A 23750-nucleotide genomic window follows, 5' to 3' on the forward strand; every position below is an offset into this window, starting at 1 on the left:
TTTTACAAGATTAAAGCGTTTGGGGTTAGGAGGTACTTATTATGCAAATCAATACTAAAAATTTAGTTTCGATTACCGAAGCTAACCAGAATTTTTCGAAGGTAGCCCGTCTTGTTGATGAAAACGGCGCAACCATCATTTAAAAAAACAATCCCCCCGCTATGTCCTGATTGAATTTAGCCAGTTTCAGGAAGAAGCAGTGGTTAACGATGACGCAGTTGACGGCATTGCCAAACGAATTCTTAAAAAACATCAGGCCGCTTTTGAGGAATTGGCTAAATGAAGCGGCTGACCCGTCAGCAGGTGCTACGGCTTCACACTATGCAGATTAACGAAACCGGCGGCAGTGATGGCCTCCGGGATGAAGGGCTACTGCCTTCACAAGGCTGACTTATTCCAAATAAGTTTATAATTTGGTGTCAGGCACAATTCCCTTTTAATATGTGTTGATCACTATTCATCAATTCTCCTAAATATCTTTCCATTTGAACGACATCAAATTCATCTGCCTCTAAATAAATCAGCTTCTTGTAAGCTTCTTCTTTACCTTCACTCTGGATAATTCCGGCTACTGTAATATTGGCTTGTGATTGCCGATAATTTCTTTTACTTCTTCTAAGTTGTTCATTTAAAAAAGAATCCAAGGTTTGAAATTTCAGTACATTAATCTTGATCCGTTCAAACAATTCCCCCGAGTAATAACGAATATACTTATACATGGGTAAACCGCCGGTATTCCTTTTTAATAATTCTGGCAGGTATTCTTCAACCACCAAAACAGGATTAAAAAACTGATTATCAAAAACAATATCTTCATAGATCTGTTCTGCTTTAACAAGATGACCATTATACTTCTGAACACCCACTCCAAGGATAAACAGCTGACCTTCTTCAATTTTATCAAGCTTTTCAAAACCTGTTGCACTGATTCGCTCCGTTGGATGTGTTTCATTTGCAAGTTCATAGACATCATGTCGGAGTTCTCTGATTATTCTGGGATTATATTTCGATTTGACCTCATAAATCGCTTCATAAATCGGCATAAAATCCTGAGTAGCAACTTTGGTCATTGCAATGCTTTTGCCATTTTCAAATGTTTGGGTGTATTCCGAAATGATATTCCCCTCTGAGTAGTCAACAAAGACAAATCGCCGTTTAAGCAGTTCCAGCTTATTCTGAGGCAGACATTCAGATATCGTTCTGAGAATATTTCGGATGTTGCGATCTTGCAGGGAGTAGCCTAGAAAGATGATCGGATACTCAAGAAAGATGGTGAGTATTTTGGCAATTAGATAGGATGCCATTTTTTCAAACTGCTGATAATCTTCAGCGGTAATGACAATGCTCTCAGGCTTCTGAGCCGATCCATGTATTTTATAAATTTCACCGCTTTCAGCAAGATTTGCAAAAATCAATTCATCCTGACCCGTAAAAGTCTGAAAACCATCAAAAATACTTTCCAGAAAGAAATCATAATTTGTCGTGATGATTCCTGAAATACTTCTTATTGACAGTTTCTTCAGTAAATCCAGCTCTTTGTCTTCTCGATCGTATGCAACTTTTTTAAACCTTTCCGCAAGGGCAATTTTAAACGGCGAAATACCAGCTTGAATTTCTTTACGATGCATCTGCTTGAAATCGATGAACCGGTTATCCGAAAACACTGCCAAATTATAATCTTTCTCTAAAAAACTGGCGATCTGAGGTTGCTGTCCATAATAATCCTTTTCGTCAGTCCGGGCCGCATAAGCATCGTATTTGAACTCATCCTGGCTAAATTCCTCACAAAAATGTCTAAGCAGCTCATCCCATTTTTCGGTTCTTATATACCGTCTGGAAAACCCCGCTCCAACAAAAAGAAATGGATGATGGCCCGTTTCATGGATGATCTGTTTAAGTTTGTTTTTGATTTCCATTTGGTCTCCAATCTTTGACTTTTTTATACCAATAGTAAACAAGAAGAGCAGTATGATTGCGTCTATTTAATCGCTACGTCTGGACAGGAGTAACTTTCCACCTTTTTACCGCAAAAACCTTGCGGATAACGTTTGTTGGTAAAAACAGCATTATCTCTGATTGTTTTATAAGTTAAGTGTGTCCGGCTCAAGAACTTCTGATGATTAACAAAACCGACGGCAGTGATGGCCACCTGGATGAAGGATTACTAGTTTCTGCTCTTGATCATGTCTAACTTATTCCGAATATGTTTATCAGTTGGTGTCGGGCACAGTTTCCTTATTCGAAAATTTCGAATAACTGAATTTTCCATCAATTCATTAACAGCAAAAATCTTTTTTAAATGGTAATTAATTGTATGTGTTTCAACAGCATACAACACACCCATCATTTTTTGGGATAACCAGACATCTTCATCGGCATAGATCGTATTGACGTCACTTTCGCCGGTGGCGGAAATGAAGGTCAGATATTCTGCGGCAGAACTGCGGATCATGTCTTTCTTTTTATCCATTTTGTCTCCTTTTTTTACAAGATTAAAGCGTTTGGGGTTAGGAGGTACTTATTATGCAAATCAATACCAAAAATTTAGTTTCGATTACCGAAAGCAACCAGAATTTTTCGAAAGTTGCCCGTCTTGTTGATGAAAACGGCGCAACCATCATTTTAAAAAACAATCCCCCCCGCTATGTCCTGATTGAATTTAGCCATTTTCAGGAAGAAGTAGTGGTTGACGATGACGCAGTTGACGCCATTGCCAAACGAATTCTTAAAAAACATCAGGCCGCTTTTGAGGAATTGGCTAAATGAAGCGGCTGATCATTAGTGTGTGGGCCTTAGAGGTGCGCAATCTCTCTGCTTCCATGTTTTAACATTTTTTTTAGTAGAAGATAATTTCTGAACCTTCTTTTTTTGCGTACCCCTCATAAAGAAGTATTGCCCCAACATATGATGCTGTGGCTGTCGGTGTCACATTTTCTTGTAACCAATCTCCTAGGCTCCCCTTTTCAGCGGTATCTCTTGATGACCCAATATTAATTCTTTTGCTACGAAATACCTTGAGTAATTGATCAAATTGATTTTTTGTTATTTCAACTGCCGAGGATTTACCAAACGATAACCTTACCCCAGTTGCTACATTTCCTAAATATGAAAATACACTACGACCTGCCCATGTTTCTAATTCTTTGGCTGTATTTTCGAGCAGAATAAATCTATTCCCTCCTAAATGCAGTAATGGTAATTTGAACGGTTCTCCTTTTTTCCATTTGTCCATGTTATTTTTAATCAGGTATTGCCCAATCATCTTAGATCTGACTTCTGGACAAGTTGTCCAAAACGTAGCATTTATTTTACATTCGACTTCCTCACCATTTTCACCGAATTGCAAAAGTAGTTTCGTGCAGCCAAGCTGCTTTAAAAAAGGCAGGTTTACTTTTGAAAAACGAATGCCGTAACCATTTCCATCATTACAAAATTCCCCGTTATTCCATGTTGTTACAATCAAACTACACCTCCAAAATCATCATGATTTAGAATCGTTAAATGCTCATAAATTATTCTCAAGCGTGTGTGAATAACACCACCGGCCCCTTGTGGCCCACGTTATTGAGGATAAACAACATATCGTGTGCTCAATTTTATGCCATATTTTTTCTCAATCGAAAACTGAGAATATTCCCTATCCAGCCTTCTCCTTCTTTGGCGAGATACTTTAATTGGATGGATATCTTTTTCAATAATAATATTTTTTCCACAGAATTTCGCATTAATAACTTTATCCCGACAAACTGTTTTATCTTTGAAATAACTGCCCTTTTCGAAAGCATATTCAAATGCTTCATCTGAAAAAGTTGTCGCTGTTCTAATCTGATCGATAATATCCTGAAAATTTGATAAACCTTCATGTGGATATATCTTTTTGCCTTGTTCCATCATAGCGAATACATCTCTTGAAAGTTTTTCATTATGTCTAAATCGTAGTTTTTCAAAAATAATATCTTGTTGCAATGGGTACTCTTTTTCCATTTTAATGCCATACCCATACTGCATATGGCAACGCATGAATGGTTGAAAACCAATAGGTAAAATACTGTTTATCAAGATTTGATCTTCTTCATTCTGAGAATCCATAAACATTTCTGTAAGGTTTCTCAATCCAACCTGCCACTGAGGACAATGAAAGATCATCCCATATTTTGTACTCTCATTTTTTTCAGTTTCATTTTTCGTTAATGGTTTCCAAGCCCTTTCATGCAGGTCAAAAAAACAGGTCGCAAAAAATAACGCTACGTTAAAATCATTAGTGATATCAAGCCAATCCGTTTCTAACCCATAATGCTGAGCTAAAGCATCGAAAAGTACCGTGCAATATTTGCTTTCCCACTCTTGCACATACCCAAAAGAAAAAAGAAATATTCCAAATTCCGCGATGCGCATATCGGCAATTAATTTATAAATTTCTATATCTTCCACTGAAGTAATTTGGCTTAACTTTCTAGTTAGAGTAGGAATACTACTTGTGTAAATTTGATTCTCCCCGCGATAGTAACTATTTCTCTCTGCCTGGGTTATTATAGTGCCATGTGGATATTCCATAATGAAACCTGCGGTCTTTTTATCTCTATACAAAACTTCTTTGTAAAATGCAAATCTCTGATTATCTTCGCCGTATTCATCATAATAATTCTCATTTCGATATGAACTTTGGGTTACTTCCGCACATTCTTTTTCATCTTTGATGTTTTGATTATACAAATTGACAATATCCTGATAAGAAATATCGATGACGTTATTGTCTAACTTTTCTTTGTATTTTGTACTTAAATATTCACTCATCTATCCGCCTACCCATAAGTTTTTTTCGAATTATCTATGCTATCTAATAAACTACGATAGCTCACAACTCATTGAAGCCGTCTAAAAACGGCACTCTAATCTCACCTGACATCAGCCTGGGCAGAAGCTCATCACGGATTCTAGTCAACTTTCTCGATTCCATCTCTAATGTATAGATTTGTTTATCAATCAATGAAACAACTTTTTCAAATTGACTGATGACATCATCCGGTGCCTTGATAATTTTTAGACTACACAGATCATTTTTATTGATCGAACCGAAAACGGTACCTTCGCCGTTAAAAATATCAAATTTTTCTTTGAGCTTAAACATCGTGCAAAGCAAATACGAATCAAAACCTTCTTTTGATCTAAGAGCCCCAAGGCCACGTCCGATACAACAGTCTTCATTGGCAATATTCAAGTCACCCACTGGTGCTCTTACGCTCAGTAAAATATCCCCCTTTTTAGCGATTCGCTTTGGTTCAGTTGTAAAGAGCCTTCTTAGCGGGAATCGTTTATTAAAATCCGTTCTCCCTTGATAAAAAACCATCCCTTCACCCGTCTCATTATAACTGGTTCCTTTTGGAGACTGACCCATCGTAATTTGCGCAACGTCTTGAAGTTCAGCCACCTCCCACCCCTTCGGCACCAACCCCAGCTCACTTTCCACCATTTCCCCGCCGCTGGACTGGTAGGGTTCGCCGTCTTCATTGGGAAATTCAAAATCCACAAACCATTGCTTGAAAATGGCCTGGGCCATCTTTTCCAGGGTTTTGTTGATCTGGTTGTTGACTTCGATTTTTTCGTCCAGTGTTGAGAGGATATGAGCGATAGCTTTTTGTTCGGTTAATGATGGTATTGGGACAGGTATTTTTTTCAAGGCTGTCGATGCTTGCGCTATCGCAGGCACACCAACCTGAGAACGATTCATTAATAAAAAATTCTGTCCCATACTGGAATTTAGATAATAATATAAGAACTTGCTAATTATTTTATTCTCATCACAGGTCAATTTCATTCCACTTTGCGACACAATATATTTCTGAAATTTTGATCCTTCAGGTATATAGCCAACTTGCCCTAATGTACCTCTGTGGGTGATTACAATATCCTTTCGTTCGACAAAACTAGATTTCAATTCCAAGGATTTTTCTTCAGTCACAAATACAAACTCATCCTCATTAAAGTAAAACGGTTTTAGATTTGTGCCTCTAATAATTGGTATTCCAGAAACTACAAAACATTCTTTCTTAATTTTCGAACCAAAAGGTCCCATAGAAATTGCATTTCTTTTATTGGCTTTCAGGTTGTCTATTACATCTACTTTCCAATCAGCAGGTAAAATCCCTACCAGAGTCTCCCTAAAACTCATACCCGATCCCTCCCAGATTCTTCCGGATCTCCTCCTCCAGGTGCCGGGACTTGGCAAACAGTTCTGCCAGCTCGGCGGTCAGGTTTTCCATTTTTTCCTCAAAAGGGATGCCGTCATCAATGGCGTCTTCAATCCCTACATAGCGCCCCGGGGTCAGGACATATTCATGCTCCTTAATCTCCGCCAGTTTGGCGGCTTTGCTAAAGCCCTTCATATCCTCATAGACCCCATCTTTTGTGCGCCACTGGTGGTAGGTCCCGGCGATTCTTTGCACATCGGTATTGGTTAAAATTTTGTGACGGCGGTCGATCATTTCGCCCAGCTGGCGGGCATCGATAAACAGCACCTCGTGGTAGCGGCTGCGAAAGCCGGGGTTATCGGCCTTGTTGCGGTTTAATATCCAGAGAGAAACAGGTATCCCGGTAGAGTAGAAAAGCTTGTCCGGCAGGGCCACAATGGCGTCGACCAGATCGGCTTCCAGCAGGTTCTTGCGGATCTCCCCCTCGTTTGACGTATTGGAGCTTAAGGAGCCATTGGCCAGGACAATCCCGGCGGCTCCGTTAGGGGCCAGATGATAGACCATGTGCTCCAGCCAGGCATAGTTGGCATTTCCTGTCGGCGGCGTGCCGTATTGCCAGCGGACATCATCCAGAAGCTGGGCCCCGCCCCAGTCACTGATGTTGAAGGGCGGATTGGCCAGAATAAAATCGGACTTGAGGGTTTTGTGAAGATCGTTGTGGAAGGTGTCGTCGTGATGGCTGCCGAGGTTGGCATCCAGACCCCGGATGGCCAGATTCATCTTGCACAGCTTCCAGGTGGTGGCGTTGAGCTCCTGGCCATAAATGGACAGGTTTTCGATTTTGCCCTGATGATCCTCCACAAATTTCTCACTCTGGACAAACATCCCCCCGGACCCGCAGCAGGGGTCGTAAACCCGGCCCTGATAGGGTTCGATCATCTCCACCAGAGTTTTGACGACGCTGGTGGGGGTATAGAATTCGCCACCCCCTTTGCCCTCGGCGCTGGCAAACTGGCCGAGAAAATATTCGTAGACCCGGCCCAAAAGGTCTTTTTCGCCGCTGTCATGAAGTTTGATGGTGGAGATCAAATCAATCAGTTCCCCCAGCCGCCTCTTATCAATTTCCGGCCGGGCGTAGCGTTTATCCAGCACCCCTTTTAAGGAGGTGTTTTCTTTTTCGATCAGGATCATGGCATCGTCGATATACTCGCCGATTTTGACATCCTTGGCGTTATCCATAATAAAGGCCCAGCGGGCTTCTTTGGGCACCCAGAAGATATTCTCGGCTTCGTATTCGTCCCGATCCTCTTCAAAGCTCTCCCCTTCGGCCACCAGCTCGTTATATTTGGTTTCGAATTTGTCGGAAATGTATTTCAAAAAGATCAGCCCCAGCACCACATGCTTGTATTCGCTGGCATCCATGCTGCCGCGCAGTTTATCGGCTGATTTCCAGAGGGTTTCTTCAAACCCGATGTTACCTGTAGTTTCCATTGTTCCTCCGTGTCTTTGATGGTTGATTTTATCGTGCTGATCGCCCAATGGTCGTCATTACCGCAGTTGGCTTTGGCACTATTGGCATTGACGTATCTTTTTAATTATAAACTTTTTCCCCGCCACTGACCAGCGTAAATTTCACGTTTCAGGCAATGCTGCTTCTTTTAATTCACTTAATCGATCAACCTCCCTGCCGCCACAATCGCCCTGATTTGAGAATAACACATCCATCTGTCCAAATGTGGGATCGGTCAAAATCTAGTCAAATAAATCGGTCTGGTCACAGGCATTGATTCGGATTATTTACCGCTTTTTAAAACTAACCATAAGAATTATTAGAAAGCTACATAAATACCTTATGAGCCACATTTTAGTTTCCTTTCGATCACCCTGTTCTAGTCTTTCCGAAGGGATCGAAGGGGTTTAGGGTTAAAAAAATCCATATCTATATTTTATTCTTTTGTGTTCTTTATAGCTGAGTTTGAGAAAAACCCCTTCGACCCCTTCCAATCCCTTATTAAAGCCGTTTGATCCCTTCTCAACCCCTTCGCAACCCCTTCGTTTTTGAGGTTTTTGAGATTATGATTTCGCCTCATTGTATCAATATATGCATCTTGGTATTAAATCACTAAAATATTCGCGAGTAAGATCAACATAAATGGTTCGATGGGTGACTTTTTTCTTAATTTTTTCGTCTTTTCAAAATATATCATTTAACGCTATTTAGAAGCATTTATAACTGCAGGCAGATCGCATAAGCGATAGGCGCTTTAGCCAAAGCCTACCGGCTCCCCCAGGGCTAGTGGAAAATCGCTGTGTGGGAGCCGGTCAGCTGATCTTTGAGAATGTCGATCAACGACCAAAAAACCCGGAACCGCCTGAATCTTTCAGGGTGTTCCGGGTTTTGAATAAGCTGTGATCCCACTGATAGGATTATCAGTGCGGGGGCCACTTATTTCTTGAAATAATCCAATCGTTCCTGCACCTTTTCCATGGTTTCCTGGAATTTTTTCTGTTTCTCCCGTTCAGCTTCAACCACCTTTTCCGGGGCTTTATCGGTAAAGCCTTTGTTCCCCAGTTTCTGGGTGACCCGGTCAATTTCCTGCTGGAGCTTCTTTTTCTCGGCTTCCAGTCGGGCAATTTCTTTTTCCTTGTCGACCAGCTCGTCGAGGTTGATATAGATTTCTAAATCCTCCACCACGGCCGAGACATAGTTTTCCTGAATGTCGGCTTTGGTAATTGGCAGAATCGTCGAGACTGAGGCCAGCTTCTGGAAATAGTGGAGGGAGTCGGCCATCAATGTCAGGTGCTCGGGATTATCACAAATCAGAAATAACTGGGTTTTCTTGGAATTGGGCACATCCATTTCGGCGCGGATATTCCGGATGCTGCGGATCGCTTCCATCAGGAACTCGACCTGTTTTTCATCCTCCGGAAAGACCAGCGTGTCATCAAAGTGCGGCCACTGAGCCACCATGATATCGCCGGTGGTGCCCGGCAGATAGCCGTTGATTTCTTCGGTGATAAACGGGGTAAAGGGATGCAGCAGTCGCAAAATGGTGTCCAGTACCACCCGCAGGGTATACTGGGCGGCGACCTTGGTTGTTTCTTCCTCGCCGTAGAGCCGTGGTTTTACCAGCTCGATGTACCAGTCGCAGTATTCGCTCCAGGCAAAATCATAAATCTTGGAAGCGGCAATCCCCAGTTCGTACTTGGTCATGTTGTGATTGACTTCGGCCACGATGGTATTCATCCGGGACAGAATCCATTTGTCGGTGTTTTCCAGATGAGCGATGGCCGTTTCTTTTTTTTCCATGATATCGTCATCCAGATTCATCAGCACAAAGCGGGCGGCGTTCCAGATCTTGTTTAGGAAATTCCGGCTGGACTCGACTTTTTCATCCTGCCAGCGGATATCATTACCGGCTGAGTTTCCGGTGATGATGGTAAAGCGCAGGGCGTCGGCGCTGTAGGTCTCAATCAGTTCCAGCGGATCGATGCCGTTACCGAGAGATTTACTCATTTTGCGGCCCTGAGAATCCCGCACCAGACCGTGGATATAAACGTCTTTAAAGGGGGTTTCGCCCATTTCGAAGAGGCCCATAAAAATCATCCGGGCAACCCAGAAGAAGATAATATCATAACCGGTAACCAGCACCGAGGTGGGATAGAATTTCTTCAAGTCCTCGCTGTTTTCCGGCCAGCCCAGGGTTGAGAACGGCCACAGGCCCGAACTGAACCAGGTATCCAGCACATCTTCATCCTGGGTGAGGTGGGTACTGCCGCATTTAGGACAATGGTCGGGGGCCGTCTTGGCAACCACCATCTCCCCACAATCGGCGCAATAATAGGCCGGAATTCGATGTCCCCACCACAATTGCCGTGAAATACACCAATCCCGGATGTTTTCCAACCAATTGTAATAAATTTTGCTGAAACGGTCGGGGATAAAATCAGTTTTGTGCTGACGCACAGCATCGAGCGCCGGGCCAGCCAGTGGTTCCATTTTAACAAACCATTGTTCCGAGGTCATGGTTTCGACGGTGGTGGAGCAGCGGTAGCATTCGCCGACGTTATGCTGATGGTCTTCGATTTTTTCGAGCAGTCCCAGCGCTTCCAGATCTTTGACCACGGCTTTACGACAGTCGTAGCGATCCATGCCGGCATATTTTCCGGCCAGTTCGTTCATCGTACCGTCATCATTGAGTACCCGAATCTGCTCCAGATTGTGGCGCAGGCCGACCTCGTAGTCATTGGGGTCGTGGGCTGGTGTCATTTTAACCACCCCGGTACCAAAGCTCATATCGACATAGTCATCAGCAACAATAATAATTTCTTTATCAAGCAGGGGCAGCATCACGGTTTTGCCGATTAAGTGCTGATAACGCTCGTCTTCGGGGTGAACGGCTACGCCGCTGTCCCCCAGCATTGTTTCCGGCCGGGTGGTGGCCACCACCAGATAGCCGTCGCCGTCAGTTAGCGGGTAACGGATATGCCAGAGATTGCCCTGGTGTTCGGCGTATTCCACTTCGGCTTCAGAGAGCGCCGTTTTACAGGTGGTACACCAGTTAATAATGCGGCTGCCTTTATAGATCAGACCTTTATCATAAAGATTGACAAAGGCTTCGTTGACCGCCTGGCTGCAGCCTTCGTCCATGGTGAAGCGTTCGCGGCTCCAGTCACAGGAAGCGCCCAGTTTTTTAAGCTGATCGGTGATCCGGGTTTTATAGGTCAGGGCCCAGTCCCAGGCGCGTTCCAGATAGGCTTCCCGGCCAATCTCCTGCTTGGTTTTGCCTTCTTCTTCCCGGAGTTTATCAACCACTTTAACCTCGGTGGCAATCGAGGCATGGTCGGTTCCCGGCAGCCACAGGGCGGCATAGCCATCCATCCGTTTGTAGCGGGTCAGAACATCCTGGAGGGTGCCGTCAAAGGCGTGGCCCATGTGCAGCTGACCGGTGATGTTAGGCGGCGGCATCACAATCGTAAAGGGTTTACCATCGGGATTGACTTCCGGCTTGAAATAGCCCTTTTGCTGCCAACTGGCATAGGTTTTATCTTCTACTTCTTTGGGATCATAGGTTTTTGACATTTCTTTCTTCATATATGCACCTGCTATTCTTATTGGTCGTTAGGCAATTGCCAAGGTTTTGTGAGTTTCGCTGCCAGTTTGCACGAAACAGTTTTTACACTGTACGGCGGACAGGCTATCGCCTGTTCGCCGTACAGTGTAAAAACTGTTTGTGAAACTGTCAGAAAAACACTAATTGTTTATTTTTTTCGCACTTGCCAACTATTGGTCTTTTATTTCCTTAATTTTGTAGGGGTCAAAGAGGGCCGGTTGGGGTTCGGGTAAGGCTTTTTTCTCGATATAACCGGCAATCAGACGGTGACACAGCTCGATGGTTTTGGTCATCGAGCGTTTCTGGGCCTCCTCGGACATATTCTCTGACATCCGTTTGATGATGTATTTATTTTCAAACAAAAAATCAACCATCGAGGTTAAATCTTTGATCTTGTCCACTTTGATGGCCATTCCCCCATCCACCAGATAATCGGCGTTTTCTTCTTCCTGGCCGGGGTAATAAAAGGGAATGATCATGGGAATGTTTTTTACAATCGCTTCGGTGGTGGTCAGGCCCCCGGGTTTGGTTATAATGGCATCGGACTGATCCATCAGCTCGGAGACGTTATTGACAAAGCCGTGGATCTCGACAAGTTTATTGTCGGTTTTTTCCCGGGCATAATGGGCCCGGATTTCTTTTTCGATCCGGGCATTATTGCCGCAGACCACAATGATACGAATTTTTTCCTTGACCTTCATCAGCGAGGTAAAGGCTTTTTCCATCTGTTTACTGCCCAGACTACCGCCCATCAAAAGAATCGTCCCAGCGACATCGACAAGTTCCTGACGCTGCAGATGGTTGTTTTGCAAAAAAGTCTGGCGGATGGGAATCCCGTAGGGATAGATAATGTCGGCGGACACCCCTTTTTCGACCATGGTCTCTTTGGTATAGTCGGAGCCGACAATATAGGCATCGATCATTTTTTTAAGATAAAGGGTATGAATTTTATAGTCAGTGACAATCGACAGTACCGGAACATCAAAGGCATGGTGCTCCTTCAGGGTGCCCAATACATTGGTCACAAAGGGATGGGTGGTAATGATCAGATCGGGGTGACCGGACTTGATCAGGGGCACGATGTCGGGGTTCATCACCCGGGTCAACACCTGAAAAATACCCTGCTGAAAGCGGTTCATGTTATTAAACTGATTATACATCTGCTCATAAAGCTTGGGTACATTCACCACCATCTGCTGATACCCTTTGGTAATCAGGCGATCCAGGGTGACGTTGGTTTCTTTAAAGGCATCATAAACTTCGGTTTGATAGCCGGCTTCATCCAGAGATTCCTTTAAGGACTGGGCGGCCAGATTATGACCGGCACCGGTTGACGCTGTAAAAATAAATACCTTTGACATGGCGGGCCTTAGTCTTCGAATTCTTTGGTAAACTTGTAATTAACCCGCATCAGTTTGCCGCCCATGGCTTCTTCTTTGCGTTTTTCAACAAAATAGATGCCACCAAAAACCATTAACATTCCGGCCATTACGGCCGAAAATCCCACTAATATTTTCTTTAACATAAGAAACCTCCGTATTATTTTTTTATGTACTGACAATAACTAAAGTACCGTGAGCTTCGCTGCCAGTTTTGCACGAAACATTTTTTACACTGTACGGCGGACAGGCTATCGCCTGTTCGCCTACACGTTACAAAAATGTTTTCGTGAAGGCAATGAGCCAATCACAAGCTTGCTTGTAGTTGGCGACTGCCCGCGAACAATAAGAAATTCGCATAGCGATTTCTTATTGTTGTGAAAACTGACATCAAAGCACTTTTTGTTCGGTGCTTGTCTTTCCCAATTATCGGCCAGTTTCATTTTTATTATTGTTGTGAATCACTTAAAAAAATCGTTCCGATTTCTTCGCCGTCAAGAATTTTATAGAGCACCTTGACGTCTTCCCCAGAGGCGATTATCATGTCGATGCCGCAGTCGGTGGCGTATTTGGCGGCGCCCAGCTTGGTGATCATGCCGCCGGTGCCAAGACAGGAAGCGGTGTTGCCGGCGCTTTTCATCAGCTCATTATCGATCTTATCAACCGTCTGGATCAGTCGGGCGTCTTTATTGACGGCCGGGTTATCATCGTAAAGACCATCCACATCCGAAAGGATGATCAGCAGATCGGCATCGACCAGGTCGGCGGTCATCGCCGAGAGGATATCATTGTCGCCAAAGCATTCCTCCTGAATCTCATCGGTGGCGATACAGTCATTTTCATTGACAATCGGAATGATCCCTCCGGCGATCAGGGCCTGGAAGGTGTTCATGGCGTTGTTGCGCTTAATGGTGTGTTTAAAGACATCCTTGGTCAGAAGAATCTGACCAACCGTCTGATGGTATTCATCAAAAAACTTATGATAAACCCGCATCAAAAGCCCCTGGCCTACCGACGCAGCGGCCTGTTTTTCTTTTAGGGTTTTGGGCCGTTCGGTCAGCTTCATCCGGTTCATCCCGGCACCGATGGCTCCGGAGGAAACCAGCACCATTTTTTTGCCGCTGTTTTCCAGATCCGTCAGCACCCGGGCCAGGATCTCCAGCTTTCGCAGATCCAGGGTGCCATTTTGGTGGGTCACCGAGGTGGTACCCATCTTTACTACAATGGTGGTGGCGTTTTTTATCTTTTCTCGCATCTTAATCTCCTAGTTTGGTTCCAGTTGGTCATTGAGAAACGAGAATTATAAAGAACGAACCTTAATTGCTGGGGGGGCAGTTTCCACAAACATTTTCGTAACGTGTAGGCGAACAGGCGACAGCCTGTACGACGTACAGTGTAGAAAGTACGCGAAGGCAACGAGCCAATCACAAGCTTGCTTGTAGTTGGCGACTGCTCGCGACAAAGAAGAAATTCGCTTTGCGATTTCTTCTTGTGTTTCGTGGGAAACTGAACACACAGCTCACAGTACGTCGATAAACGCTTTATTCCCAATGGCCAATACATCCTAGTTAATTATTATATCAAACAATGCGAAAACCGCAACGATTTTTTAGCTGCAGCCGGTGGTAGTGCCGCAGTCGAGGCAGAGCTTACAGGTGCCGTTTTGCATCATCCGGTCACTGCCGCAGTGGCTGCAGGTTTCTCCGTAGAGCACTTCCCCGCCGCCATCCTTGTTATAGTCGGGCGTGGCCTCACCGGCGCTGACGCTGCGAACCAGGTTTTGTTTGTTCATCAGGGTAAAGTTTTTGGGTTTGACCTGGCAATTGGAAAAGTCGCCGTGTTCAATATCGATAACCTTACTGATCAGATCAGAAATAGATGAGGCAAACTTGATATAGGGATGCCGGGAAACAAAACCTGAGGGTTCATATTTCTGGCCCCGCAGCATTTTAGATATCTGATCCGGCGGGATATGATACTGTAGCATATTCGAAATTGACTTCGACAGCGAAGCCAACAGCCCCTTGACGACTGTCCCCTCTTTATCGGTGGAGACAAAAATCTCAGCAATGCCGCCGTCTTCATAAAAGCCGATGGTGATATACAGTTCAATATCGCCAATTTTGGCGGCATGGGTGCGACTGAGCCGCATCCCTTCCGGACGGACCCGGTTTAAGGCCTTGTTTGTACCTTCCTTGACCAGTGCCAAAAGCTCGGCATAGCTGTAGTCATCGACACTGCGATCGACATCTTCGGCCATCCCGGAGCTCAGCGGCTGGGAGGCTTTGCAGGCATCCCGGTAAATGGCAATCGCCTTGGTGCCGGTGCGGTACGCCAGCAGATGGATGTTTTCGACATCGGCCACAGTGGCATCATGGGGCAGGTTGACGGTTTTTGACACTGAGCCGCTGATCATTGGAGTAATCGCTGAAACCATCAGGACGTGCCCCATCGGGGAGATGGTATTGGCGGTGTCAAAAATCGGCAGATGTTCGGGCTTAAGATGGGGTGCTCCGGCCACTCCCTCATGGAGAAAATAGCCCTTGGCGTCTTTTTCCAGAATATAGGTGAGAATATCCCCCACTTCTTTTTCGTTGTAGCCGAGGTTGTAAAGCGCTTGCTCCAGCACTGGATTGACAATTTCCATCGAGCCGCCGCCAATTAATTTTTTAAAGACGACGTGGTTGTAAAAAGGTTCCACCGAGGTGGCACCGCAGTCCATCGCAAAGGAAATCGTCCCGGTGGGGGCAATTACCGATACCTGGGCGTTGCGGTAGCCGTGCGCTTCGCCGGCTTCCTCCGCCAGTTTCCAGGCGTTTTTGAGCTGGCTGCTGATTTCCTTAAAGCCCATTTTTTGAAGCAGCTTGTGGTTTATCTTAATCGGTTCATAGTGCAGCGCCTCATAGTCATCGGTTCGGGCGCCGGCCACCCGGCTGTGGTTGCGGATGACCCGCCCCATATACGGTTTATTGATTTCGTATTTGGGGAAGGCACCAATTTTACCAGCCATGAGCGCCGACACATGGTAGGAGGTTCCGGTCATGATCCCGGTGATTCCGGCGATCAGGTTGCGGCTTTCAGCTGAGTCATAGGGATAGCCCAGCGCCAGCAGCAGTGATGCTGCATTGGCAATCCCCAGTCCGGTGGTGCGAAACAGAAAACTTTTGCGGGCCACATCCGGGGTCGGAAACTGGCCGTGATAGATGGAGCCTTCCAGAGCACATTGAATCAGACCGACCAGATGAATAAACGACTCGATCTCAAAACTGTTGTCTTCGGGATTATAGAATTTATAGACATTGATCGACGCCAGATTACAGGCAGTGTCATCCAAGAAAGCGTACTCAGAACACGGATTGGTGGCATTGATACGGTTTATTTTAGCCGTCAGGTCACCATCTTCACCACCCGGGCAGGTATGCCAGGCATTGAAAATATCGTCAAACTGAATCCCCGGATCGGCACATTCCCAGGCGGCCACATTGAGATGCTGCCATAATTCCTTGACCGGCACTTCCCGATCAACCCGGTCATCGACCCGACCCCGCAGTTTCATTTTATGATCGGGTTCACTTTTTAAGTTTAAAACCGCCTGCATAAATTCGGCATTGAGTCGCACCGAGTTGTTGCTGTTCTGGCCGCTGACGGTCTGGTAGGCTTCGCCATCCATCGAGGTGTCATAGCCCATTTTGCCCAGAGCCCGGACTTTTTGTTCTTCCTTGACCTTCCAGTTGATAAAGGCATCAATTTCGGGATGATCAATATCAACAATGACCATCTTGGCCGCCCGGCGGGTGGTGCCCCCGGACTTAATGGCCCCGGCATTGCGATCCAACCCCTGCAGGAAACTCATCATCCCCGAAGACTGACCGCCGCTGGTCAGGCCTTCATTGGCCGCCCGGAGGTTGGAGAAATTGGTACCCACGCCAGAACCGCCTTTAAACAACTTGGTTTCGCTGACATAGTGCTCGGAAATGGAATGATCCCCCAGCAGCCGATCCTGAATTGAGAGGATAAAGCAGGCACTGGCCTGGGTGCGGCTGTAGCGGTCAACCGATTCCAGCACCTGGCCGCTTTCTTCATCGTAGTAATACAGATCATCCTTGGAACCGGCAATGTCATAGCTGCGTTTCAGACCGGTGTTAAACCACTGCGGCGAGTTGGGGGCCCACATCTGCATCAGAAAGGCATAGACCAGCTCATCATAGTAGATTTGCCACTGCTCGTCGCTATCAATCAGTCCTTCCGCCCGGATGGCGTCGGTCCAGAAACCGACCAGTCGGTCAGCAATTTCACGCATGCTGTGTTCGTAGCCATAGCCATTGGGCACACCTTTGCGGCGGAAATATTTGGTGGCAATAATGTTACAGGCATTTTGCGAGTAATGCTCGGGGAATTCCAGATCGGTCATTTCATAAATAATCTCTCCGGTCTGATAGTTTTTTAAGATCACGTCGACGGTCTGCCACGAAAACAGATCGTAGACGGTTTTATCGGAACCTTCCAGTTCTTTGGTAAAGACCCGCGTAAACAGCTGATTTATTTGATTCAATTTCTTTGTTCCTCCTTGTAGATAAAACATACGGCAATTGCCAAAGTGCCGTGAGCTTCGCTGCCAGTTTTGCACCAAACACCAGAAGAAATCGCAAAGCGAATTTCTTCGAGGTCGCGGGTAGTCGCCAACTACAAGCAAGCTTGTGATTGGCTCATTACCTTCGCGAATTTTTACACTGTATGTCGTACAGTCTGTCGACTGTTCGCCTACACGTTACAAAATCGTTTGTGAAAACTGACATCAAAGCAATTATTGTTCGACTTCATTGCATCAATGTAAAATGTTTGTTATACACCATCTTGCGATGCACCTCTAATTATAAACATATATATAGTGGCATACAATGTATTTTTATGTTTTTCGCCGATAATTTACCCGCCTGGCCGGGCGCAAATAAAAAGGCTCATGCTTGAGCCTTGAGTGTTTTAATTTTTCATCTTAACTTTTTGTCCCAGCTTGCTTTCTTTGCCCTGGATGATCCGGCCGATGTTTTTGCGGTGCTGGTAGATACTAAACAGACAGAGCACAAAGGCGAAAACAACTTCGGCCACCGAGCGGCCAAAAAGCAGGGTGAAAATTGGTAGCATCGTCATTCCCACCATCGAGGTCAGTGACACCATTTTCCAGATTGCCAGCACAATCAGACCAATCATAATGGCGATGACGGCGACTTCCCAGTCATAGACCAGAAAAACCCCCAGCGAAGTAGCGGTACCCTTGCCGCCACGAAACTGCAAAAAGACGGGCCAGTTATGGCCAGCGACAACCGCGATCCCGGCTAAAACGAGAAACACCTCATCGACATTCAGGGCATAGCGGCCAACCAGAACCACCAGAGTGCCCTTTAAGGCATCCAGCACAAATACCGGAATAGCGACGTTCTTCCCCATGACCCGGAGGACGTTGGTGGTGCCGGCATTACCGCTGCCGTAGTTTCGGACATCTTCATTCTTTAAAAATTTTACCAGAATATAGGCAAAGTTCAAGTTTCCAATTAAATAAGCCGCCACAACAAAAACAATTCCAATAATAATCGACATCACACTACTCCTTTATCTGATTAATTTTAGCTGTTCTGAGTTGTTCAATGAGGGTTCCCAGCTTTTCCAGCATCGCATCAAAATGCTCCCGCTGATGGGGAAAATTACAGCCGCTACAGTTTTTTATACCCTTTTCGGTATAGGTAAAACTGCCGCCGCAATTTTCCGCCAGGGCATAAAGCGGACAATAGCAGAACAGACAATTAAAATCGGCTAAATCGTCAATCGGATGGCAGGGAAAGTACTCACAGGTGGTATGCTGAAAAAACTTAAAATTTGAATCGCCCTTTTTCATGCTCAGACCGCGTCCATTCCGGCCTTGAGGGCTTTAACATTGAGTTCCTTAAACTGCGGTTTGACGTTTTCGGCAATGATCGCTTCCCAGTCAATATCCGTCAGCCCCATTGATTTAATAATCGAACCCAGAAGAATCACGTTCATGACCTTGGGGTTCCCCAGGTCTTCAGCCATTTTGGTGGCGGCCATCACCCGTAGATTGACCTTGCTTTTAATTTCATCCAGAATATTTTCCGGATAGGTAGTCGCCCCAATGATCACCGACAGCGGGAAAATTTCGGTGTCATTGACAATCATTTTCCCGGACGGTTTTAAATATTCCATGGAGCGCAGCCCTTCCATTTTTTCAAAGGCCACAACAATGTCTGCCGAGCCGATTTCAATCACTGGCGACTGGACATCGTCGCCATAACGCACCAGCGATGAAACCGATCCGCCCCGCTGACTCATGCCATGGATTTCGCTCATTTTAACATCATAACCGGCGGCCATTAAACCACTGGTCAACAGTTTGGCGGCTAAGATGGTCCCCTGACCACCAACACCAACGAGTACAATATTTTTAGTCTCCATTATCTTACCTCCACAGCGATCGCCTGTTTGGGACAGATCTGGGCACAAACACCACAGCCAACACAGGTTTCTTTCAGAATACCGGATTTTTTATTAGCCCGGTCAAAAGCCAGGGCCGGACAGCCGGACTTCAGGCATTTTTTACAGCCGATGCAGGTATCTACATTGACAGTGGCCACCATTTTAAAAGCGGTCGGGAATTCTTCATTATCCTGAGCCGAGAACTTTTTAAGCACACAGGGCCAACGGGTGATAATCACCGCCGGGCCTTCGACATTTAAGCCCCATTCAATCGCTTCGGCAACAATTTTAAGATTATTGGGATCAACCGAAATCAGGTTTTTAATGCCACAGGCTTTCACCATCGCTTCAATGTCAATGATTGGGGCGGCGTTGCCACTTAAATCAAAACCGGTGCCGGGATTTTGCTGATGGCCGGTCATTCCGGTAATCCGGTTATCAAGAATAATCGTTAAGGTATTGCTCTGGTTATAGGTTACATCCATCAGACTGGTGATGCCGGAGTGGAAAAAGGTCGAGTCGCCAAGAATCGAAACCACTTTTTTACTGTGATCGCCCTTGATGTCAAAGGCTTTCTGCACCCCATGACCGCCACTGATGCTGGCACCCATGCAGATCATCGCATCGGTGGCATTATATGGTGGCATCAGCCCCAGAGAATAACAGCCGATGTCACTAAAGATCATCAGATCCTTGCGGCGGCCCAGCTCGTAGAACACGCCACGGTGGGGACATCCGGCACAGAGGGCTGGCGGTCGGGGCAGCACCATCTCAGGGTTGGGATTGATTACCTCGGGTGTTTCATCCAGCAGCGCCTGACGAATTCGATCCGGGGTCAGCTCACCCATGGCCGGTAGTTTTTCCTTGCCAACACAGGCAATGCCGGCTGCCTTGATTTCTTTTTCCATAATCGGATCATTTTCTTCGAAAATATAAAGTGTTTTTTTGCCTTTGGCAAACTCGGCGATTTTTGCCATCGGTAGTGGATAGCTAAAGCCAATCTTTAAATAGGAAACGCTGTTACCAAAGACTTCTTTGGCATAGCGGTAGGCAACGCCCGAACCGATAATGCCAATCTCGGCGCCATTATCTTCAATGTAATTAAAGGGCGTGGTATTGGAATAATCTTCCAGCCGGGCAAAGTTATCGGCCAGCTTAACCTGCATCCCCCGGGCAAACGCCGGCAATGGACAATATTTGCGGATATCTTTTTCATAGGGTTTATCGGCTACTTCCTCCCGGTCACTGCAGGAGACAATCGATTTGGAATGACAGACCCGGGTGGTCATCCGGAACAGCACCGGCATATCGTAGGCTTCACTAACAGCATAGGCTTCCTTGATCATGTCCTTGGCTTCCTGGCTGTCAGAGGGTTCAAACATGCAAACCTTGGCATGACGGGCATAGTTGCGGTTGTCCTGCTCGTTCTGGGACGAGTGCATCCCCGGTTCGTCGGCGGTAACCAGAACCGCTCCGGCGTTTACCCCCAAATAAGCCAGGGTAAAGAGCGGATCGGTGGCAACATTGACGCCGACGTGTTTCATTGCACAAAGGCTGCGAACGCCGCCGATGGCCGCCCCGGCAGCAGCTTCCAGGGCAACCTTTTCATTGGGTGCCCATTCCGAGACAATCTCCGGATAGGTGGCGACGTTTTCTAGAATTTCAGTACTGGGCGTTCCTGGATAGGCAGTGGCAAACTTGACCCCCGCCTCCCAGGCCCCCCGGGCGATGGCTTCATTTCCTGTCAGTAATAGCTTCATTTAATGCTCCTCTCGTAATTGGTGACAATTATCCATTCTCTGGGTCAAAAAAGCCCCGAGAATAATCGAATTTAATTTATTTTCAAACGAATCGGATCGGGAGGTCAAAATAATCGGGACACAGGCCCCCATCACAATTCCTCCCAATTGTGCCTGACCCAAATGGGTCATCACCTTGATGACGGCGTTTCCGGTTTCAATGTTGGGCATGACAATGACGTCAACATCACCAGCTACCGCCGATTCATAGCCCTTAATCCGGGCCGCTGTTTTAGAGATCAGCAGGTCCATGGCAATCGGGCCTTCCAAGAGCACATCCTGGCCAAAATAATTGGCTTCGGCCAGCTTTTTTAAGGCGGCTCCGTCTACTGTGGCTGGCATTTTGGGATTCACCTTTTCCTTGGCCGCCAGGCACCCCACCTTAATCGGGTTAAGCCCCAGTAGCCGGGAAAAATCGACGGCATTATGAATAATGCCTTTTTTCTTTTCCAGATCCGGTGCAATAATCATCCCACCATCGGAGAGGATCAGAAATTTGTGATAGCTGGCCATCCGAACCATCATAATGCTGCTAAGCAGGCGGCCAATCAATAGGCCGTCGGTCTTATGGATGACGGCTTTTAAAAAAATTGAGGTATCGACTAGCCCCTTCATAATAAAATCAGCCTGGCCCTGACGAACCAGGGCCACGGCCTGTGAACAGGCCGTGGCCAGATCGTCACAATCAACAATCGTCATCGTGCTTAGATCAATGTGTTCCAAAACGCCGATGCCCTCAATCTGGCTGCGACTGCCAATCAGAATGATGTGATCCAGATATAATCCATTCGCGGCAGAAAGCGCCCGCAGCAGCTCGCTTTCTGCCGCAGCTGCCACTACCAGGGTACCTTTGGGGCCACCCTGCACCGTCTGGCCAATCTCTTCAAAAGTATTGTACATCTTAACCTCATTTAATTCATCTGTAATATTATACACTAATTCTAACCCATAATAAAGACACAATTTTGTTACAATTGCCTCGCCGCTAAAACGAAGTTCTTCATGAAAAATCAGCTACGTTCTGGATAGCGACACGATCAAATTAAAATAGTCTTCCTGATTTATTCTAGCACAGAAACGATCAGAAAGACTATTAAATATTCGGAGAGATTTTTACGGGGCGTCTGAGCCGCCGTCTATACCCTTAGAATTATTGGCGCTTATCCAGTGGTTCGTATTCCCGACGTTCGCTGACATGCATATAGGCCGGACGAATAATCTTCCCGGCATTGATCAGCTCTTCCAGGCGGTGCGCACTCCAACCGGCAATTCGGGCAATTGCAAAAATCGGCGTAAACAGTTCCAATGGCAGGCCCAGCATGCTGTAAACAAAGCCGCTGTAGAAGTCCACATTGGCACTGACACCCTTGTAGATTTTACGTTCTTCACCGATGACTTCCGGTGCCAGTCGTTCCACCATTGAGTACAATTCAAACTCATCGTGAAGGCCTTTTTCCTCAGACAGGCTTTTGACGAATCCTTTAAAGACATTGGCCCGGGGATCTGATACCGAATAGATGGCATGACCCATCCCGTAGATCAGTCCAGCATTGTCAAAGGCCCGTTTATTGAGCAGATCCACCAGATATTGGCGCACCTGTTTTTCATCAGTCCAGTCATCCAGGGTTTTTTTCATGTCTTCAAACATTTCCACCACTTTGATATTGGCACCACCATGTTTGGGGCCTTTTAACGAACCCAGTGATGCCGCAATGACCGAGTAGGTGTCAGTGCCCGAAGACGACACCACATGAGTGGTAAAGGTGGAGTTGTTACCACCGCCGTGTTCGGCATGAAGCACCAGGGCGATATCGAGAATCCGAGCTTCGAGCTCGGTATACTGACTGTCTGGTCGTAAAATGTAGAGAATATTCTCGGCCGTTGACAGATGGGGCTGTGGTTGGTGAATAAACAAACTTTGGTCATCGTGATAGTGTTTATAGGTCTGGTAACCGTAAACCGCCAGGAGCGGAAACAGAGCGATTAACTCCAGAGATTGCCGCAACACATTGGGGATCGAGACATCGCTGGCATTATCATCATAGGAAAACAGAGTCAGGACACTGCGGGCCAGGGTGTTCATCATATCCGAGCTGGGGGCCTTCATGATAATGTCCCGAACAAAGCTGGTGGGCAGGCTGCGATAATTACCCAGCACGGTCGTAAAGCGCTCCAGCTCATCCGCATTGGGTTGATTGCCAAACAGCAGCAGATAAACAACTTCTTCAAAACCAAACCGTTTTTCTTTGACAAAACCGTCAACCATGGCTTGCACATCGACACCCCGATAGAATAGTTTTCCTTCGGTACCAATTTTTTTGCCATCTTCAAAGATGTAAGCCTGGATTTCTGAGATTTCCGTCAGTCCGGTTAAGACTCCGTTGCCGTCTAAATCCCGGAGGCCTCGGTTGACCTTGAATTTTTTATATAATTCCGGCTCAATGGTGCTATTTTTTACGCATAACTCGCTATACTCTATAATTTCAGGGGTAATTTCCGAAAACACACGATTCATCATCAATCTCCTCTATCTTTCTTATTTTTGGGCCATAACAAAATGCAGTGGGTTTTGTCTGGCTAATCGTCCATTTTGTAAGGGCTTCATTTATTGTTAGTTATTATACCTTAAAAGCGCTGTGAGATAAAGTTAATTTATTATTTTTTTATGCTTTTTTGAAAGACACTCTTTTACAATATCTTTTTAGTGTTTCATTTTCCGTAAATACAGGTGAAATTATTATATATTTGAAAGTTTAAATATATTTCTTGCATTATTTAATAATT

General features: G+C 45.8%; 19 protein-coding genes. 2 read left to right on the forward strand and 17 right to left on the reverse strand.

Annotated elements, in window-relative coordinates; genetic code table 11:
* The first annotated feature begins 279 nt into the window (after positions 1-279).
* The gene (locus Q7P33_RS03450; protein ID WP_303867402.1) at positions 280-390 is read left to right on the forward strand and encodes a cell filamentation protein Fic; all 111 of its coding nucleotides are present in this window, start codon (positions 280-282) and stop codon (positions 388-390) included.
* A 29-nt stretch (positions 391-419) separates the two neighbouring features.
* Here the strand turns inward: Q7P33_RS03450 and Q7P33_RS03455 are convergent, their stop codons facing one another.
* Together Q7P33_RS03455 and Q7P33_RS03460 are read right to left on the reverse strand one after the other, a co-directional pair.
* Positions 420-1916, reverse strand: a complete 1497-nt coding sequence (locus Q7P33_RS03455) for an SIR2 family protein (protein ID WP_303867403.1) — start codon at positions 1914-1916, stop codon at positions 420-422.
* A gap of 248 nt (positions 1917-2164) precedes the next feature.
* The gene (locus Q7P33_RS03460) at positions 2165-2470 is read right to left on the reverse strand and encodes a hypothetical protein (RefSeq protein ID WP_303867404.1); all 306 of its coding nucleotides are present in this window, start codon (positions 2468-2470) and stop codon (positions 2165-2167) included.
* Positions 2471-2523: 53 nt separating this feature from the next.
* On the opposite strand from Q7P33_RS03460, the gene Q7P33_RS03465 reads away from it, so the two are divergent.
* A complete protein-coding gene (locus Q7P33_RS03465; protein WP_303867405.1) occupies positions 2524-2766 on the forward strand; it encodes a type II toxin-antitoxin system Phd/YefM family antitoxin in 243 nt (80 codons plus the stop codon).
* 70 nt (positions 2767-2836) lie between these two features.
* On the opposite strand, the gene Q7P33_RS03470 is transcribed toward Q7P33_RS03465, so the two are convergent.
* The 15 genes from Q7P33_RS03470 to Q7P33_RS03540 form a co-directional block, all read right to left on the reverse strand.
* Positions 2837-3463: a hypothetical protein gene (locus Q7P33_RS03470; RefSeq protein ID WP_303867406.1), complete on the reverse strand. Its 627-nt coding sequence runs from the start codon at positions 3461-3463 to the stop codon at positions 2837-2839.
* A gap of 98 nt (positions 3464-3561) precedes the next feature.
* Positions 3562-4794 (reverse strand): FRG domain-containing protein, encoded by a 1233-nt coding sequence (locus tag Q7P33_RS03475; RefSeq protein ID WP_303867407.1) that lies wholly within the window; start codon positions 4792-4794, stop codon positions 3562-3564.
* Positions 4795-4855: 61 nt separating this feature from the next.
* Positions 4856-6169 carry a restriction endonuclease subunit S gene (locus tag Q7P33_RS03480; RefSeq protein WP_303867408.1) on the reverse strand — a complete coding sequence of 438 codons (1314 nt, stop codon included), beginning with the start codon at positions 6167-6169 and terminating at the stop codon, positions 4856-4858.
* Entirely contained in the window at positions 6159-7679 is a 1521-nt protein-coding gene (locus Q7P33_RS03485; protein ID WP_303867409.1) for a class I SAM-dependent DNA methyltransferase, read from the reverse strand. Before Q7P33_RS03485 ends, Q7P33_RS03480 begins: the two co-directional genes overlap by 11 nt.
* A 955-nt stretch (positions 7680-8634) precedes the next feature.
* Positions 8635-11283, reverse strand: a complete 2649-nt coding sequence (locus tag Q7P33_RS03490) for a valine--tRNA ligase (protein WP_303867411.1) — start codon at positions 11281-11283, stop codon at positions 8635-8637.
* Between the two features lie 189 nt (positions 11284-11472).
* Positions 11473-12663, reverse strand: coding sequence for a glycosyltransferase (locus tag Q7P33_RS03495; protein ID WP_303867412.1), 1191 nt, complete (start codon positions 12661-12663; stop codon positions 11473-11475).
* Positions 12664-12671: 8 nt separating this feature from the next.
* A complete protein-coding gene (locus Q7P33_RS03500; RefSeq protein WP_303867413.1) occupies positions 12672-12827 on the reverse strand; it encodes a stress-responsive transcriptional regulator PspC in 156 nt (51 codons plus the stop codon).
* A gap of 302 nt (positions 12828-13129) precedes the next feature.
* Positions 13130-13936 carry a glutamate 5-kinase gene (gene proB / locus Q7P33_RS03505; RefSeq protein WP_303867414.1) on the reverse strand — a complete coding sequence of 269 codons (807 nt, stop codon included), beginning with the start codon at positions 13934-13936 and terminating at the stop codon, positions 13130-13132.
* 354 nt (positions 13937-14290) lie between these two features.
* On the reverse strand, positions 14291-17233 hold the full coding sequence (locus Q7P33_RS03510) for a vitamin B12-dependent ribonucleotide reductase (RefSeq protein WP_303867415.1): 2943 nt from the start codon (positions 17231-17233) through the stop codon (positions 14291-14293).
* Between the two features lie 428 nt (positions 17234-17661).
* Complete coding sequence (plsY, locus tag Q7P33_RS03515) at positions 17662-18276, reverse strand: glycerol-3-phosphate 1-O-acyltransferase PlsY (RefSeq protein ID WP_303867416.1); 615 nt, start codon at positions 18274-18276, stop codon at positions 17662-17664.
* A gap of 4 nt (positions 18277-18280) precedes the next feature.
* On the reverse strand, positions 18281-18571 hold the full coding sequence (locus tag Q7P33_RS03520; protein ID WP_303867418.1) for a cysteine-rich small domain-containing protein: 291 nt from the start codon (positions 18569-18571) through the stop codon (positions 18281-18283).
* Between the two features lie 2 nt (positions 18572-18573).
* Complete coding sequence (locus tag Q7P33_RS03525; RefSeq protein ID WP_303867419.1) at positions 18574-19146, reverse strand: indolepyruvate oxidoreductase subunit beta; 573 nt, start codon at positions 19144-19146, stop codon at positions 18574-18576.
* Positions 19146-20927 carry an indolepyruvate ferredoxin oxidoreductase subunit alpha gene (iorA, locus tag Q7P33_RS03530; protein WP_303867420.1) on the reverse strand — a complete coding sequence of 594 codons (1782 nt, stop codon included), beginning with the start codon at positions 20925-20927 and terminating at the stop codon, positions 19146-19148. Before iorA ends, Q7P33_RS03525 begins: the two co-directional genes overlap by 1 nt.
* Positions 20928-21866, reverse strand: a complete 939-nt coding sequence (locus Q7P33_RS03535) for a phosphate acyltransferase (protein ID WP_303867421.1) — start codon at positions 21864-21866, stop codon at positions 20928-20930. It abuts the gene before it with no gap.
* A 250-nt stretch (positions 21867-22116) separates the two neighbouring features.
* A complete protein-coding gene (locus tag Q7P33_RS03540; protein WP_303867422.1) occupies positions 22117-23484 on the reverse strand; it encodes a citrate/2-methylcitrate synthase in 1368 nt (455 codons plus the stop codon).
* Positions 23485-23750 lie beyond the last annotated feature (266 nt).

It is taken from the genome of Acetobacterium wieringae (assembly GCF_026646375.1).
In the GTDB taxonomy this organism is placed as follows: Bacteria; Bacillota; Clostridia; order Eubacteriales; family Eubacteriaceae; genus Acetobacterium; species Acetobacterium wieringae_A.

What these genes read in the sequence shown, in the direction of transcription:
- iorA (WP_303867420.1), bottom strand. Translation starts at nt 20,927, where the DNA reads ATGAAGCTATTACTGACAGGAAATGAAGCCATCGCCCGGGGGGCCTGG.
- Q7P33_RS03450 (WP_303867402.1), top strand. Translation starts at nt 280, where the DNA reads ATGAAGCGGCTGACCCGTCAGCAGGTGCTACGGCTTCACACTATGCAG.
- Q7P33_RS03460 (WP_303867404.1), bottom strand. Translation starts at nt 2,470, where the DNA reads ATGGATAAAAAGAAAGACATGATCCGCAGTTCTGCCGCAGAATATCTG.
- Q7P33_RS03520 (WP_303867418.1), bottom strand. Translation starts at nt 18,571, where the DNA reads ATGAAAAAGGGCGATTCAAATTTTAAGTTTTTTCAGCATACCACCTGT.
- Q7P33_RS03535 (WP_303867421.1), bottom strand. Translation starts at nt 21,866, where the DNA reads ATGTACAATACTTTTGAAGAGATTGGCCAGACGGTGCAGGGTGGCCCC.
- proB (WP_303867414.1), bottom strand. Translation starts at nt 13,936, where the DNA reads ATGCGAGAAAAGATAAAAAACGCCACCACCATTGTAGTAAAGATGGGT.
- Q7P33_RS03495 (WP_303867412.1), bottom strand. Translation starts at nt 12,663, where the DNA reads ATGTCAAAGGTATTTATTTTTACAGCGTCAACCGGTGCCGGTCATAAT.
- Q7P33_RS03500 (WP_303867413.1), bottom strand. Translation starts at nt 12,827, where the DNA reads ATGTTAAAGAAAATATTAGTGGGATTTTCGGCCGTAATGGCCGGAATG.
- Q7P33_RS03490 (WP_303867411.1), bottom strand. Translation starts at nt 11,283, where the DNA reads ATGAAGAAAGAAATGTCAAAAACCTATGATCCCAAAGAAGTAGAAGAT.
- Q7P33_RS03465 (WP_303867405.1), top strand. Translation starts at nt 2,524, where the DNA reads ATGCAAATCAATACCAAAAATTTAGTTTCGATTACCGAAAGCAACCAG.
- Q7P33_RS03485 (WP_303867409.1), bottom strand. Translation starts at nt 7,679, where the DNA reads ATGGAAACTACAGGTAACATCGGGTTTGAAGAAACCCTCTGGAAATCA.
- Q7P33_RS03480 (WP_303867408.1), bottom strand. Translation starts at nt 6,169, where the DNA reads ATGAGTTTTAGGGAGACTCTGGTAGGGATTTTACCTGCTGATTGGAAA.
- Q7P33_RS03455 (WP_303867403.1), bottom strand. Translation starts at nt 1,916, where the DNA reads ATGGAAATCAAAAACAAACTTAAACAGATCATCCATGAAACGGGCCAT.
- Q7P33_RS03475 (WP_303867407.1), bottom strand. Translation starts at nt 4,794, where the DNA reads ATGAGTGAATATTTAAGTACAAAATACAAAGAAAAGTTAGACAATAAC.
- plsY (WP_303867416.1), bottom strand. Translation starts at nt 18,276, where the DNA reads ATGTCGATTATTATTGGAATTGTTTTTGTTGTGGCGGCTTATTTAATT.
- Q7P33_RS03525 (WP_303867419.1), bottom strand. Translation starts at nt 19,146, where the DNA reads ATGGAGACTAAAAATATTGTACTCGTTGGTGTTGGTGGTCAGGGGACC.
- Q7P33_RS03540 (WP_303867422.1), bottom strand. Translation starts at nt 23,484, where the DNA reads ATGATGAATCGTGTGTTTTCGGAAATTACCCCTGAAATTATAGAGTAT.